The organism is Gilliamella sp. X-23 (assembly GCF_057063545.1).
Genome location: NZ_JBXSQG010000012.1, coordinates 1 through 13,638, shown reverse-complemented (window position 1 = coordinate 13,638; position 13,638 = coordinate 1). Strand labels below are relative to the sequence as shown.

The following is a 13,638-nucleotide window of genomic DNA, read 5'->3' as shown; positions in this document are numbered from 1 at the left end:
TGGCTTAATAAGAGGGCATTTTTGGGGTATTTATCAGCTTTACCGAAAACAAATATCAATTCTCTTTAAACTTTAGCTCGTTTTGACGAGATAACGTCGGTTTTTTGATAGCCATTATTGGTATAAACAGTAGGACTATTTATACCTTTAAGGTAATTGATCGATTGCTGGGTTATATTCATACGATTTTGAATAATTAATCCGTTATCACGATTTATTTTTGATAGTAGTTTTGTTGTATCAGTGATTGATAGCCAATGTGCTGCAATTGTTGGATTGTCTTTATAAGGTGGTTGAACATTAAATTGTTTACTTAACTTTATGCGGTTTTCATCCAGTAACTTTAATTGAATTAGTAACTGACTTTTTTTATTAATAATTTCACTTAACTGATTTGTTAGGCTATTTTCAATTAATATTTTTTGCTCTGTTTGCAGAATTTCTGAAAGTGTTTGTAACATTTCTGTTATTTTGTTTAGGATGTTATTGAGTTCTAACATTTTTGTATTCCTGTAATTCTGACTTATCTTCAAATATGTTGTAGCAATTGTTTAATTAATTTATCTGCAATTTTATTGGTATCAATAGCCAATGTACCGTTGGTAATGGCTTGTTTTATTTTTTCAATTTTTTCCACATCAATATCTTTGTCAGTTGAATGTAAAAGATCCATTGAATTTTGAGTTATTCTCACGTTAGTACTGATATTGGCACTGTTTTGGAGGGGTACAGATGCAGTCGGATTTTTTTGTTGTTCATTGACTACATCACAGTTAAGTAGTCTTGATATGGTTCTAACGGATTTTGTTGCATCTATACTCATAAAATACCTTTAATCAAATTTACGATTTAAGTGATTTGTTTAGTCTTATTATCGGCAATAATAAAAAAATCATTAATATTATTTATTGAAAATTATGACTCCTTGGTGAGTCAACGTACCTTCAACAATTTTGTTAGAATTTAGTTTAACTCTAATCTTCTCGTTTAATGCGGCATTGCCAAGTGTTTTTCCAGTAGTCGCTACCTCATAACCCCCACCACGAATTATTACTTTAATTATTTGTCCTGCTTTTACCAGCCAACTGTTTTGGAGCATTGTTGTTTTTATTGGTTCACCAGGATTGATATTTCGTAAAGCGATATGATTAAGGGCATCAACTTCATTGACAATAACCGCAGAAGATATTTTATCTAGCCGACCGGATTGAATACGTATGTTATCTTTGCTAATTACTGTTCCTGTATGTATTGTTTGCTTAGCTACAATATAGTTACCTATAACAGCAACATGAATTTGGATAAATTTTTTCTTATTATCACATTGAGCACTAATCGTCATGTTGCCCCACTGCTTTTTTTTATTCAATAACGCAAGCACTGGTGTATCGCAATCTAATTTAGGTTTAGCGGTAGGATAAGTAATTACAATATTATCGACTTCATAGTTAAATTGTTGAGATATTAAATTATTTATCTGCTTATCAAGTGGATTAGCTAAACCTGTATTCCAGCTAAAAAGCATAAAAATGGCCAGTATTAATTTTACAGTTTTAATCATGTCTACTTATTTGGAATTATTCATAAACTGATTTTACTTTATGATTACATGAAATGAATCTTGAAATAAGGGCAATTTTTATCGTTATTTTCTCAATGACTTTTTTTTGATTCGCTTAAAATCCTAATTATCAAAAAAAAGTGAGACGATTTTATGTTTGATAAATTGGATACATGGGTTAATTTTCACCAGCAAGCATTAAATATACGTGAAATGCGACAAAATATATTAGCGGCAAATATTGCAAACAGCGATACGCCTAATTATCAGGCTCGAGATATTGATTTTAATGCTGAGTTAAGTAAAGCGCTTAATAATCAGGCTAGCATTAATCATGTTAGATTGAATACTACCTCAAATCGCCATATCCAGATAAAAGCACCAATCGCACCTAATCAAAATATACTTTATCGTATTCCTTATCAAGCATCGGCTGATGGTAATACAGTCGAAATGGATCAAGAACGTACCTCATTTATTGATAATAGTATTCATTACCAAAGCAATTTAACCTTTTTAGGTGAGCAATTTAAAAATTTAATATCGGTGTTACAGCAAGGATAATAATAATGAGTTTTTCTATTTTAGCCATTTCGGGGTCCGCGTTAATGGCGCAAACCCAACGCATGAATGTCAGTGCCAGTAATTTAGCCAATGCGGATAGTATCACAAGCACTTCAGGTGAGGCTTATCGTGCTAAGCAAGTGGTTTTTCAGGTTGATGATAATGGGTATTCAAATCAAGTGGCTAGCGTTAAAGTTTCGCAAGTGATTGAAGATCCCGCACCAATGAATTTAGTTTATGAACCTAATCACCCTTTGGCCGATGCAAAAGGCTATATTCAAAAGCCTAATGTCGATGTAGTTGCTGAAATGGTGAACACCATTTCAGCATCACGTAGTTATCAAGCAAATGTCGAAGTGATTAACACGGCAAAAAATTTAATGTTAAAAACTCTCACATTAGGGCAATAAAAAGGGATAACTTATGGGTATAGCTAATGTTGCTGTTTCACAATCATCTGGAGTAAAAAGTGCGCAAGCAATTCAAAAAAGCTCATCGGATGGCAATTCGAGCAAAGAGTTACAAGATAACTTCTTAACACTACTTATCGCCCAGATGAAAAATCAAGACCCGACTAACCCAATGGATAATAGCCAGTTAACATCACAACTAGCACAAATTAATACTTTAGCTGGTATAGAGCGACTTAATACCACGTTAGGAATGGTTTCAGGACAGATCGATGACAGCTTATCGGTTAATGCCAGCAACATGATTGGTAAAGGGGTCATGGTACCAGGTAACAAAATTTTAGTGGCAACTACAGAGCACGATGGGGCAGATACTGAAAAAGAAACCATCACAACCCCTTTTGGATTCGAATTAGTTCGTGATGCGGATTCAGTGATTATCACTATCCAAGACAAAAATGGCAATGTGGTCCGCGAAGTTGATTTAGGCGCGATCCCAGCAGGGGTAAGTTCTTTCACATGGGACGGCATGCTCACAGATGGCACACTCGCACCAGACGGCAGCTATACTTTTTCAGTTAATGCCAGTTACGACGGGCAAAAAGTATCATCAACATCATTATCTTATTCAGTGGTATATGGTGTTATCAATAGCAAAGTTAATAATAAAGTATTACTAGATTTAGGAATACTCGGTTCAATTAGTATTGACGAAGTGCGTCAAATTCTTTAGAGGAGATAAAGTTCACATGGGATTTTCTCAAGCAGTAAGTGGCATGAATGCGGCATCAAAACAATTAGATGTCATTGGTAATAATATCGCTAATTCCGCAACCGTTGGGTTTAAAAGCGCGAGTATCTCATTTGCTGATATGTATGCTGGTTCAAAAGTAGGCATGGGCGTAAAAGTCGCTAGCGTAATGCAAAATTTCAATGATGGTATAACCACCACAACTAACAACAGTTTAGATGTTGCAATTTCTGGTAATGGTTTTTTCCGTTTAGTAGATAGCAGTGGACAAATTTACTATACTCGCAATGGACAATTTCAGTTAGACGCTGAACGAAATATTATTTCGGCAGATGGACTGCAATTGACAGGATACCTTGCAACAGGTACACCACCCCAAGTACAACAAGGTGCAGCTCCAGGGCCACTAAAAATTTCACAAGAAATGTTGAATGCTTCAGCAACAACAAAAGCGACTTTGCAAACCAATTTAAATTCAAATAGCAAAGTACCAACAAAACAACCCGTCAATGCCCTTGATGCAGACACATTTAATTATTCTACAACGATTACAACTTATGACTCCTTAGGTAACCAACGTAATGTTCAGCTTTTTTATGTAAAAACGGCTGATAACCAATGGGATGTCCATTGTCTTGATAGTAGTGATCCTAATGGCAGTTTACAAACAATTGGTCAAATGGAGTTTGACGCATCAGGAAAATTAATTAGTGATCCTGAAATGACTATTAACATTAATGGGTTAAATGGATCTGCAAATAACACCTTCACTTTATCCTTGGCAAACAGCTCTCAACAAAATATGGGTAAAGAAATGGGCAGTATTAAAACACCAATAGTTGATGGTTATGCACCGGGTGATTTAATTGGTTACAGCATTAATGACGACGGCTCAATTTATGGTGTTTATTCAAATCAACAAACCATGTTATTAGGTCAAATTGCTATGGCGGATTTTGCCAATGTTAACGGATTAGAATCAGCAGGTAACAACAATTGGCGATCAACCATCAAATCGGGCGGTGAAGTCTTGGGGGTTGCGAATTCAGGTACATTTGGTTCATTAGCCAGTGGTGCGCTTGAATCGTCAAATGTTGATATGAGTCAAGAATTAGTAAATATGATTGTTGCTCAGCGTAATTACCAATCTAATTCACAAACAATCAAAACACAGGATCAGATCCTAAATACGTTAGTTAATTTGCGTTAATTTAAGGGTTATTTATGGATAGGGTTATTTATACGGCTATGTCGGCTGCGAGGCAAACGCTCAATCAGCAATCGATAACAACACATAATTTAGCTAATGTATCGACTTCGGGATTTCGAGCACAGTTAACTGCAATGAAAGCGGTACCGATTGTTGGCAATGGTATGGCGACACGAACGATGGTTGCTGCAACAACCCCAACTTTTGATTCGACTATGGGGGCATTTAATTATACTGGACGGAATATGGATGTCGCTTTAGAAGAAGATCATTGGCTAGCGGTACAATTAGCCGACGGCAGTGAAGCTTATACTCGCAATGGTGCAATCCAGATTGATGCAAACGGTGGACTCAATGTGCAAGGTTATCCATTAATTGGTGACAATGGTATTTTAACGGTTCCTCAACAATCTAAAGTGAGTGTAAGTAGTGATGGTACTCTCTCAGCGTTGGGAGCAGGTGATAAACCAACCACTATTGCTCAAGTGGGAAAAATCAAAAAAGTACATCTTGAGCGTCATGAAGTAATACGTGGAGATAACGGTTTTTTTCAATTAACTGAAGAAGCTCGTAATGCACGAGGTGCAACATTAGAAGATAACCCAAAAGCAAAACTCATGTCGGGTGTATTAGAGGGCAGTAATGTTAACCCCGTTACAGCGATGGTGGATTTAATTAGCCATTCTCGTCAATTTGAAATGCAGATGAAACAAATTATCACTGCTGACGAAAATGCACAAAAAGCGAATCAAATTTTATCACTTTCATAAAAAGGAATAACAATGATTAAATCATTATGGATTGCCAAAACGGGATTAACGGCACAACAAATGAATATGGATATCATCTCTAATAATTTAGCTAATGTCAGCACCAGCGGTTTTAAACGACAACGAGCAGTATTTGAAGACTTATTATATCAAACCATTCGCCAACCCGGCGCTCAGTCTTCAGAACAAACAACATTACCGTCTGGATTACAAATTGGTACTGGCGTGCGTCCTGTTGCAACAGAGCGGGTTCACAGCCAAGGGAATTTAGAATTAACCGATAACAGCAGTGATATAGCTATTAATGGACAAGGTTTTTTCCAAGTGCTACTACCCGATGGCACGCAAGCTTATACTCGTAGTGGTGCATTTCAGGTTAATCAAAATGGTCAACTTGTTACCGCATCTGGATATGAAATACAGCCAACAATCAATATTCCAGCCAATGCTATCAAAATGACGGTTGCGCGTGATGGTATCGTTAATGTAACCCTAGCCAACCAATCAGCTCAAGTACAAGTTGGTCAATTAACATTACATACTTTCATTAATGAAACAGGTCTTGAAAGCATGGGCGAAAATCTTTATTTAGAAACTGAAAGCTCAGGCTCACCAACCGAAAACACTCCGGGGTTAAATGGAGCAGGTTTGTTATATCAAGGCTATACCGAAACCTCTAATGTTAATGTTGCTGAAGAGTTGGTAAATATGATTCAAGTACAACGTGCTTACGAAATTAACAGCAAAGCGATCTCAGCATCCGATCAAATGCTACAACGCTTAAATCAACTCTAAAGTTAACAACATGATAAGCATATTGAAATATTTTTATATTCTCATTGCATTGTGCCTAATTGGTTGTGCTCAATTACCCAAAAAAGCATTGGTTGATGGGCAAACGAGTATTGTTCCGCAAATGCCTGAAATTGTGAACACTAGCGGATCAATTTATCAGGCTGCTCGGCCCACGAGTTTTGGCTATCAGCCAATGTTTGAAGATCGCCGCCCGCGTAATATTGGTGATGTATTAACTATCGTTTTACAAGAAAACGTCAGCGCAAGTAAAAGCTCATCGGTTAATGCAGGACGAAATGGTTCGGTCAATTTAGGTGTAAAAACAGTGCCTAAATTTTTAGATGGCTTAGTCGGAAGGGGCAAAGCTAATACCGAAATGTCTGGCGGCAATGACTTTAAAGGGGCTGGAGGTGCTAATGCAAAAAACACCTTTAATGGCACCATCACCGTCACCGTTCAAGATGTCATGATCAACGGCAATTTAAAGGTTATTGGTGAAAAGCAGATAGCAATTAATCAAGGCACCGAATTTATTCGCTTTTCTGGTATTGTTAATCCAAGAACCATTAACGGCAATAATACTGTTATCTCGACTCAAGTTGCTGATGCACGTATTGAATATGTTGGTAATGGGTATATCGATGAAGCACAAACGATGGGCTGGCTACAACGCCTATTTTTAAATCTGTCCCCTTTTTAATGAGTATCATTATGCTAAAAAAGTTGCGTATTTTTGTTTGTTTTATCTTTATGATGATATTAATCGTCCCAGCAAGCTATGCTGAACGCATTCGTGATTTAGTTACCATTCAAGGCGTAAGGGAAAACGCGCTAGTCGGTTACGGTATTGTTGTCGGACTAGATGGTACTGGTGATCAAACATCACAGACTCCTTTTACTATTCAAAGTATCACTAACATGCTATCTCAATTAGGTATTACCGTACCATCGGGCAGCAACATGCAATTAAAAAATGTTGCAGCGGTCATGGTCACGGCAAAATTGCCGTCTTATTCACGAGTTGGACAACAAATTGATGTTGTAGTGTCTTCGCTCGGTAATGCTAAAAGTCTGCGTGGTGGCACATTAATCATGACACCACTAAAAGGCGCCGACAATCAAGTATATGCCATTGCCCAAGGCAACCTTTTTGTAGGGGGAATGGGGGCAAGTAGCAAAGGAAGCAGTGTCAGTGTTAACCAAACAGCAGGCGCAACTATACCTAATGGTGCAACGATTGAACGTGAATTAGTCACTCGTTTAGATGAGCAAGATACTATTCACCTACATCTTAACCAATTTGACTTTACCCGAGCTCTAAAAATAACAGATGCAATTAACCGATTACAAAAAAATAGCGCAGTCGCCCTAGATGGCACCACAGTGTCTATAAAAATGCCCAAAGAAAGCCAAGCACGCGTACAGTTTTTATCTAAAATACAAAATTTAGAAATAGGTAGCACACCTATTTCTGCCAAAGTAGTTATCAATACGCGAACAGGCGTTGTTGTCATGAATCAAAAAGTACAGCTTGATAACTGTTCGGTAGCCCATGGCAACTTATCTGTTGTAGTGAATAACAAACTCAACGTAAGCCAACCTAACACCCCACTTGCGGGTGGTGCAACTGTGGTAACACCTGAAACAGAAATCGGCATTGAGCAAAGTGGTGGTGCATTACACAATTTGGCGGCAGGAACAGACTTAAATCATGTCATTAATTCACTCAACTTATTAGGTGCAAACCCGACCGAATTAATGTCGATTCTTGAAGCACTGAAATCGGCAGGTTGTTTACACGCAACGCTTGAAACAATTTAAAGAATATGGCTTATGAATAATACAATTGGTCAATCAATTAACCGTTTTGCTTATGATTTATCTGGGCTAAACCAACTAAAACGCAGTGCAATAAATGGTTCATCAGAAAGTGTTAAACAAGTGGCTAAGCAATTTGAATCACTGTTTATCAACATGATGATGCAATCCATGCGTAAAGCAGTGCCTGAAAGCGGCTTATTTAGCCAATCTGCCACACAGCTGTTTACTTCCATGTTTGATCAACAAATTGCCCAACAAGCTGCGGGAAAAGGATTTGGATTAGCCGACATCATTACCAAACAATTAACTCATAATACATCGCCATCGACAAAGGTGAATTTACAATCGAATGCAAGTAACACTCAGCAACATCTTCGTTTAGCGCAATCTTTATTTAGTGATAACGCATCGAACATTACCCCCCAAGCGTTGGGGCAAATGCTTTATCGTAGTCATAAAGAAACTCAAACTACCAAGCAAACTAGCTCTACGCATGAATTATCATTACAAACACCAATAAAAGGTGATAAGGAAGAACACATTGTTAAATTTGTAAAAGACTGGCTAGAGCCCGCCAAACAGGCGGCAAAAAATTCTGGCATTCCTTATGAAGTCATTATTGCACAAGCCGCATTAGAAACTGGCTGGGGGCAAAAACAGATCAAAACCGCAAATAACCAATCAAGCCATAACTATTTTGGTATCAAAGCAACCGCATCATGGAGTGGGGATTCTACACGGTTAATCACGCAAGAATTTTTGAATAATAAAATGATTAAAATCGAAGATGATTTTAGAGTCTATAATAGCAAACAACATGCACTGACTGACTATATCCATTTATTAACCCAAAGCCCTCGTTATCGTGCTGTCGTCAATGCGCCAGATGCCAGAACGGCAGCTAAAGCTCTACAAGCGGCACATTATGCCACTGATCCAAATTATGGCGACAAACTAATTCAAATCATCAGCCGCATTGAACAAATCGCCGAAACTAATCCGCCAACAAAGGTGATGGGCTTTAAGCAAATTGCGTTTAATTAACAGTAGTTTGCTAGGTTTAAAAATAACCAAATAAAAACTTGAATAAAATAAATGGTTTTTCTGACATTTTTTATTGAGTATTGAGTTTGGGGATAGTGATTTTGGGCATTTTTGATTTAGCTATTCAAAATAGCTACAGCCAACCTATTCCATCCGCCAAAACAAAAAAGACATTATTTTCCATCAAAAATCGGTCAGGAAAAATATTGATTTTATTCAAGTTTTTATTTGGTGGTTTTTAACCAAAACCTCTGCCAAAAACGTTTCCAAGACACCATGCCATTAACAAAACTTTACAAAAATAAACAAAAAAGGGCTGTTTCTTTATTTTGTGGCAGAATACAATCTTTCATCCGGACAAAAGTCCTTATTGTTGAGTAACAATCCTGAAATTCCCATAAAAAATTTATTTAAAAGGTAGGTTGTTATGTATTGTAATTACTCGGTGTATCTTTTGGGGTATCAAAGTAGCAGTTATCGAGATCCCTCAGGCGCTTTATTAATACCGCTGAATTTAGCGAAATTCTTATTTTTTTCACTAAGGTCGATATTTTTATCAAAATCGCCATTGGCCTTTTCACCCTTACTATTACTTTTTTCATTTAATGCGCAGGCGTTATCGGTTTATACATCAAAAGCTATTGAGGGGAGTGCACCATATATCACGTTTGATGGGGGGCGAACCAAAGCAACAACGACTGACACATTATTGGCTATTGAGTTACCGGATGGGAGTACCCTTACGCCATCGACGAATACCTCAAGTTCGACAAATCCGATAAGGTTAATCAATGGCAATACCTTTAATGATATACACATGGCGGTGCCGTCGGGGGCAAATTCAGTGAGTTTAAATGACTTAGTTACTCGAGGTAATTGGGGGGATGATGATGGGGATGGACAGGGTGTTAATGGCATTAATGCGACGGGGAGTATATCGGTAAGTTTTAGTGATAAGGATGGTAATGCAGTAAGTCGTCGTGATACATTAAGTGTATGTGGTGCTCCTTATAAGGTAACATTAAGTAGTACAGGAGGGTTTTTACAAACACAGTACGGAGTTCCTAATACCACTAATTTTAGTAGTAGTACAGTGACGTATTATATCAATCCGTATGACAGTGGGACTGGTGTTTGTTACTTTGCGAAGTTCGCAAGGCCGAATCTGAAGTTTGGCGCAGGTAATTACGCAGGCCCAACTAGCATATGGAATCCTGATAAGGGTTTTTTAACTAAGTCAATAAGTTTGTCATCTTACGATCTTAATTTTCCCACAACGGGTTCTGATGGTTTATTTTTTGATTTACTCATAGATGGGGTTGATGCGAGTCAGTTGATTTGGCCCCCGGTCACGCGTGGTGGAATAACAGCTACCGTGATAAATGTAACAGCTAATGAATCATGGATTCCTAGTGCTGATAGTGGAAAAGTTGTCGCACGTGTTCTGTTAACGGGTCCTATGGCGGATAGAACTCAGATGGAGTCAGATAATCCTAGCGCACTAATTGCACCATCTTTGCCGCAGACCTTTGAGTTGGTGGGTAGGGATGGTAGTGGTAATGAGGCGAGGTATGGATTTGTGTTGAGGCAGTGGTTCGTCACTCGGGGTAATAAACGAGATACTCAGTCTAACCATATATCTTGGTGTAGTCGTTTGGGCTATCGTATTGCTAAGATTAGGGATTTGACTAACGCGAAATGTGGTGTAGATCCTGATGGTTATTTCCAATGTATAAATGGCATAGATGGCGCCACGCCTAGTTCATCTGTTAATCGTTACATGCGTCACATAGGTGCAGGGCTTTTCACGGAGTGGGGCTACATGTACAGTTACGGCTATGGACATTTCACCAACTATGACTATTGGACGGGTGACTCAGCAGGTAGCGATGGCTTCGTTGTCGACACTGACAATGGCCTCGTCAGAAACCTCAGTGCTAGCGTCACCCGTTACGGCCTTTGCACCGTACCTTGGTTTTTATTTCTTAGTTCTTAATCCTTAGGCTGTGGGAGCGCCTTATTGAAGTTGAGCTGTTGTAGTTTAAATTGGTGTTCTATTTTAGCGCGGCAAGGTTTCGGACGTTTTGACTTTGGGTGAATAAAATAGCTACAGTGACTACGTCCGAGCAAAGGGAATTAAAGCGAATTCCCTTTGCAATCCCACGCTTTAGCTACAGAATGTGGCCTACGGCACTACTCGTATCATCCTGATACTCGCCTCTACGAGGCCATCTTCGCTGTGCTCAGATGTTCAAATTTGTTCCAGACAAATTTGTCCGACGCCGCTCGGTCTTAACGCACCGTTTGTGATGCGTTCCCGACGCAGCACAAACTCGCCAAACATTCTTGTTTGGCGTGCTAACCTCACTCTGTTGTCGGCACATTCTGACGCCGGAATAAGACAGACAACATAATCTTAGGTGTTTTTGGTGAATTGTTTTTGTTAAAAAACAATGTAATTGCATCCAAAAAGCGGTCAGGAAAGGTATTGATTTTATTGAAGTTTTTATTTTTGTATTTTCAAGGAAAATCAACCGCTTACATAACCTAAGCAAAGCGCCGACATACAACAAATCAACAAAACCACGAATAGCGCCCTAATAACAGCAATCTAACCGCGCCAAACCCTTTTTTTAACGATAATTTAAAATTAAATAAAATCAATAAATTATAAAATACCTCAAAAAAAGGGTTTTCAAAGATGAAATTGTTGTTTATCTTTATACAGCAAGATTTATCAAATCTTAAGTTCTCCTTAACGCCGTGTAGGCGGTTTAGAAAAACACATCAGATTAGGAATAACAATACCCGTTTCTTAACGCCTTATAGGCGTTTAATCAAAATAAAATCAAAGGTATAATTATAAAAACACAACAATCTTTCCAAAAAAGATGGTTATATTGTTTGTTTTATTCCGGCGGTCAGAATGTGCCGACAATAGAGTGAGGTTAGGGATGTTTGACGAGTTTGTGCTGCGTCGGGAACGCATCACAAACGGTGCGTTAAGACCGAACGACGGCGTCGGGGTAACCGCAAGGCCACATTCTGACGCTAAAGCGTGGGTTGTCAGGGAATTCGCTTTAATTCCCTGACTCGGACGTGGTCACTGTAGCTATTTTGTACATCAAAGGTTAAAACGTCCGAAACCACCACACCCAATCCATCCTATTCACCAAAACAAAAAAGGCCTGATTTTCCGCTCAAAAATCAGTCAGGAAAGGTATTGATTTTATTGAATTTTTTGCGTTGTTTTTTATAAAAAACAACAACATTTCCCTTTTATCATCAAATCGCCCCAACAATACGATGCGGTATATACGGCTCTTCTAAATAAGCAATATCATCTTCCGATAACGAAACCTTAATAGCTCCAACTGCATCATCAAGATATTTAGTTTTAGTCGCTCCAATAATTGGTGCAGTCACCCCTTTAGCAAATTGCCACGCTAGTGCTATTTGTGTCATGGTTACCCCATATTTTTCGGCAAGTTCATTAACCCTTTGTACAATGCTGGTATCGGCTTTTTGCGTGCTGTCATATTTAGACTTGGCGACTTGGTCGGTTTGGCTGCGTAAGGTGTCGGCTTGCCACTCTAAACGAGCAAGTCTGCCTGCGGCTAAAGGGCTATAGGGTGTTAAAGAGACATTAAATTGTTGGCAGATAGGAATAAGCTCACGTTCGTCTTCACGATATAGTAAATTGTAGTGATTTTGCATCGAAACAAAAGGTGTCCAGCCATTTTGTTTGGCGACAAGTTGCATGTTATGAAATTGGTACCCATACATAGCCGATGCTCCTAACGCACGGACTTTTCCTGCTTTAACTAGGTTGTGTAGTGCTTGCATTGTTTCTTCAATTGGTGTTGTGTAGTCAAAGCGGTGGATAATGTATAAATCGACATAGTCCGTGCTAAGTCGTTTAAGCGACCCATTGATTTCCCTTTCAATTGCGGTTTTTGATAGGTGTCCTTCGTTAAAATAGACTTTTGTTGCTAAGACGACTTTGTCACGGGCGATATTTTTTTTGATGGCTCGACCTAAATATTCTTCGCTAGTTCCTGCTGAATAAGTATTTGCGGTATCAATAAAATTAATGCCTAAATCGAGTGCATGTTTAATGATGGCTTCGCTTTCATCAGCATTAAGGGTCCATGCGTGCATTTTGCTAGCTGGATCACCAAAACTCATACAGCCTAAACAAAAACGAGATACTTGAATATCAGAATTACCAAGTTGTACATATTCCATAAAACCCTCTCTTTTTTAGAAATTGGTTGAGTAAATGCAACACTTTCATTGTAATACACACTATTTATAGCACTATTTTAATTGTTGTATTATTTAAGATAAATACGGTATTGCTTTATAGTATCATGAATTAAATTCACAAATAATAAACTTATGCCTAGTTTTAGGGATAAAAGGAAAATATTAAATGATGATTATGTCGATAATGGTTATCGTTAAAGCAGATTTTTTGTGACAGATATGTTTTGAGTAATAAAATAAAAAAAGGTGCATAAAAGCACCTTTTTTATTGTGGCAAGTCGATTACTTAATAACTTTAGCAACCACACCAGCACCAACAGTACGACCACCTTCACGAATCGCAAAACGTAAGCCGTCTGCCATCGCGATTGGGTGAATTAATGATACTGTCATTTTGATGTTATCACCAGGCATTACCATTTCTACGCCTTCTGGTAATTCGA

At 38.2% G+C, this 13,638-nt stretch carries 15 protein-coding genes; 10 read left to right on the top strand and 5 right to left on the bottom strand.

Going from position 1 to position 13,638, the window contains the following annotated elements:
* Nucleotides 1–65 precede the first annotated feature (65 nt).
* From ACYH9I_RS08635 to flgA, 3 genes are all read right to left on the bottom strand, one after another.
* The gene (locus tag ACYH9I_RS08635; RefSeq protein ID WP_174787109.1) at nt 66–500 is read right to left on the bottom strand and encodes a flagella synthesis protein FlgN; all 435 of its coding nucleotides are present in this window, start codon (nt 498–500) and stop codon (nt 66–68) included.
* Between the two features lie 29 nt (nt 501–529).
* Entirely contained in the window at nt 530–823 is a 294-nt protein-coding gene (gene flgM, locus ACYH9I_RS08630) for a flagellar biosynthesis anti-sigma factor FlgM (RefSeq protein WP_483560361.1), read from the bottom strand.
* A 78-nt stretch (nt 824–901) separates the two neighbouring features.
* On the bottom strand, nt 902–1,561 hold the full coding sequence (flgA, locus tag ACYH9I_RS08625) for a flagellar basal body P-ring formation chaperone FlgA (protein WP_483560360.1): 660 nt from the start codon (nt 1,559–1,561) through the stop codon (nt 902–904).
* Nucleotides 1,562–1,714: 153 nt separating this feature from the next.
* Here flgA and flgB point away from each other — a divergent pair, with 153 nt between their 5' ends.
* The 10 genes from flgB (at nt 1,715) to ACYH9I_RS08575 (ending at nt 10,922) form a co-directional block, all read left to right on the top strand.
* Entirely contained in the window at nt 1,715–2,125 is a 411-nt protein-coding gene (gene flgB / locus ACYH9I_RS08620) for a flagellar basal body rod protein FlgB (RefSeq protein WP_483560359.1), read from the top strand.
* Nucleotides 2,126–2,127: 2 nt separating this feature from the next.
* Entirely contained in the window at nt 2,128–2,535 is a 408-nt protein-coding gene (gene flgC / locus ACYH9I_RS08615) for a flagellar basal body rod protein FlgC (RefSeq protein ID WP_483560423.1), read from the top strand.
* A 13-nt stretch (nt 2,536–2,548) separates the two neighbouring features.
* Entirely contained in the window at nt 2,549–3,268 is a 720-nt protein-coding gene (flgD, locus tag ACYH9I_RS08610) for a flagellar hook assembly protein FlgD (protein ID WP_483560358.1), read from the top strand.
* A gap of 16 nt (nt 3,269–3,284) precedes the next feature.
* Nucleotides 3,285–4,496, top strand: a complete 1,212-nt coding sequence (flgE, locus tag ACYH9I_RS08605; RefSeq protein WP_483560357.1) for a flagellar hook protein FlgE — start codon at nt 3,285–3,287, stop codon at nt 4,494–4,496.
* Nucleotides 4,497–4,510: 14 nt separating this feature from the next.
* Nucleotides 4,511–5,266: a flagellar basal body rod protein FlgF gene (locus ACYH9I_RS08600; protein WP_160402143.1), complete on the top strand. Its 756-nt coding sequence runs from the start codon at nt 4,511–4,513 to the stop codon at nt 5,264–5,266.
* Between the two features lie 12 nt (nt 5,267–5,278).
* The gene (flgG, locus tag ACYH9I_RS08595; RefSeq protein ID WP_091347929.1) at nt 5,279–6,061 is read left to right on the top strand and encodes a flagellar basal-body rod protein FlgG; all 783 of its coding nucleotides are present in this window, start codon (nt 5,279–5,281) and stop codon (nt 6,059–6,061) included.
* A gap of 10 nt (nt 6,062–6,071) precedes the next feature.
* Nucleotides 6,072–6,761, top strand: coding sequence for a flagellar basal body L-ring protein FlgH (locus ACYH9I_RS08590; RefSeq protein ID WP_483560356.1), 690 nt, complete (start codon nt 6,072–6,074; stop codon nt 6,759–6,761).
* Between the two features lie 50 nt (nt 6,762–6,811).
* Nucleotides 6,812–7,882, top strand: a complete 1,071-nt coding sequence (locus ACYH9I_RS08585; RefSeq protein WP_483560422.1) for a flagellar basal body P-ring protein FlgI — start codon at nt 6,812–6,814, stop codon at nt 7,880–7,882.
* 12 nt (nt 7,883–7,894) lie between these two features.
* Nucleotides 7,895–8,926: a flagellar assembly peptidoglycan hydrolase FlgJ gene (gene flgJ / locus ACYH9I_RS08580; RefSeq protein WP_483560355.1), complete on the top strand. Its 1,032-nt coding sequence runs from the start codon at nt 7,895–7,897 to the stop codon at nt 8,924–8,926.
* A gap of 427 nt (nt 8,927–9,353) precedes the next feature.
* On the top strand, nt 9,354–10,922 hold the full coding sequence (locus ACYH9I_RS08575; RefSeq protein ID WP_483560354.1) for a hypothetical protein: 1,569 nt from the start codon (nt 9,354–9,356) through the stop codon (nt 10,920–10,922).
* Nucleotides 10,923–12,211: 1,289 nt separating this feature from the next.
* On the opposite strand, the gene ACYH9I_RS08570 is transcribed toward ACYH9I_RS08575, so the two are convergent.
* Together ACYH9I_RS08570 and ACYH9I_RS08565 are read right to left on the bottom strand one after the other, a co-directional pair.
* Nucleotides 12,212–13,174 (bottom strand): aldo/keto reductase, encoded by a 963-nt coding sequence (locus tag ACYH9I_RS08570; protein WP_483560353.1) that lies wholly within the window; start codon nt 13,172–13,174, stop codon nt 12,212–12,214.
* Between the two features lie 303 nt (nt 13,175–13,477).
* A partial coding sequence (locus ACYH9I_RS08565) for an EF-Tu C-terminal domain-related protein (protein ID WP_483560351.1) occupies nt 13,478–13,638 on the bottom strand: 161 nt, incomplete at its 5' end.

Coding starts and splice junctions, on each gene's coding strand:
- flgJ (WP_483560355.1), top strand. CDS start 7,895: ATGAATAATACAATTGGTCAATCAATTAACCGTTTTGCTTATGATTTA.
- flgE (WP_483560357.1), top strand. CDS start 3,285: ATGGGATTTTCTCAAGCAGTAAGTGGCATGAATGCGGCATCAAAACAA.
- flgA (WP_483560360.1), bottom strand. CDS start 1,561: ATGATTAAAACTGTAAAATTAATACTGGCCATTTTTATGCTTTTTAGC.
- ACYH9I_RS08570 (WP_483560353.1), bottom strand. CDS start 13,174: ATGGAATATGTACAACTTGGTAATTCTGATATTCAAGTATCTCGTTTT.
- flgM (WP_483560361.1), bottom strand. CDS start 823: ATGAGTATAGATGCAACAAAATCCGTTAGAACCATATCAAGACTACTT.
- ACYH9I_RS08635 (WP_174787109.1), bottom strand. CDS start 500: ATGTTAGAACTCAATAACATCCTAAACAAAATAACAGAAATGTTACAA.
- flgD (WP_483560358.1), top strand. CDS start 2,549: ATGGGTATAGCTAATGTTGCTGTTTCACAATCATCTGGAGTAAAAAGT.
- flgG (WP_091347929.1), top strand. CDS start 5,279: ATGATTAAATCATTATGGATTGCCAAAACGGGATTAACGGCACAACAA.
- flgB (WP_483560359.1), top strand. CDS start 1,715: ATGTTTGATAAATTGGATACATGGGTTAATTTTCACCAGCAAGCATTA.
- ACYH9I_RS08590 (WP_483560356.1), top strand. CDS start 6,072: ATGATAAGCATATTGAAATATTTTTATATTCTCATTGCATTGTGCCTA.
- ACYH9I_RS08600 (WP_160402143.1), top strand. CDS start 4,511: ATGGATAGGGTTATTTATACGGCTATGTCGGCTGCGAGGCAAACGCTC.
- ACYH9I_RS08585 (WP_483560422.1), top strand. CDS start 6,812: ATGATGATATTAATCGTCCCAGCAAGCTATGCTGAACGCATTCGTGAT.
- ACYH9I_RS08575 (WP_483560354.1), top strand. CDS start 9,354: ATGTATTGTAATTACTCGGTGTATCTTTTGGGGTATCAAAGTAGCAGT.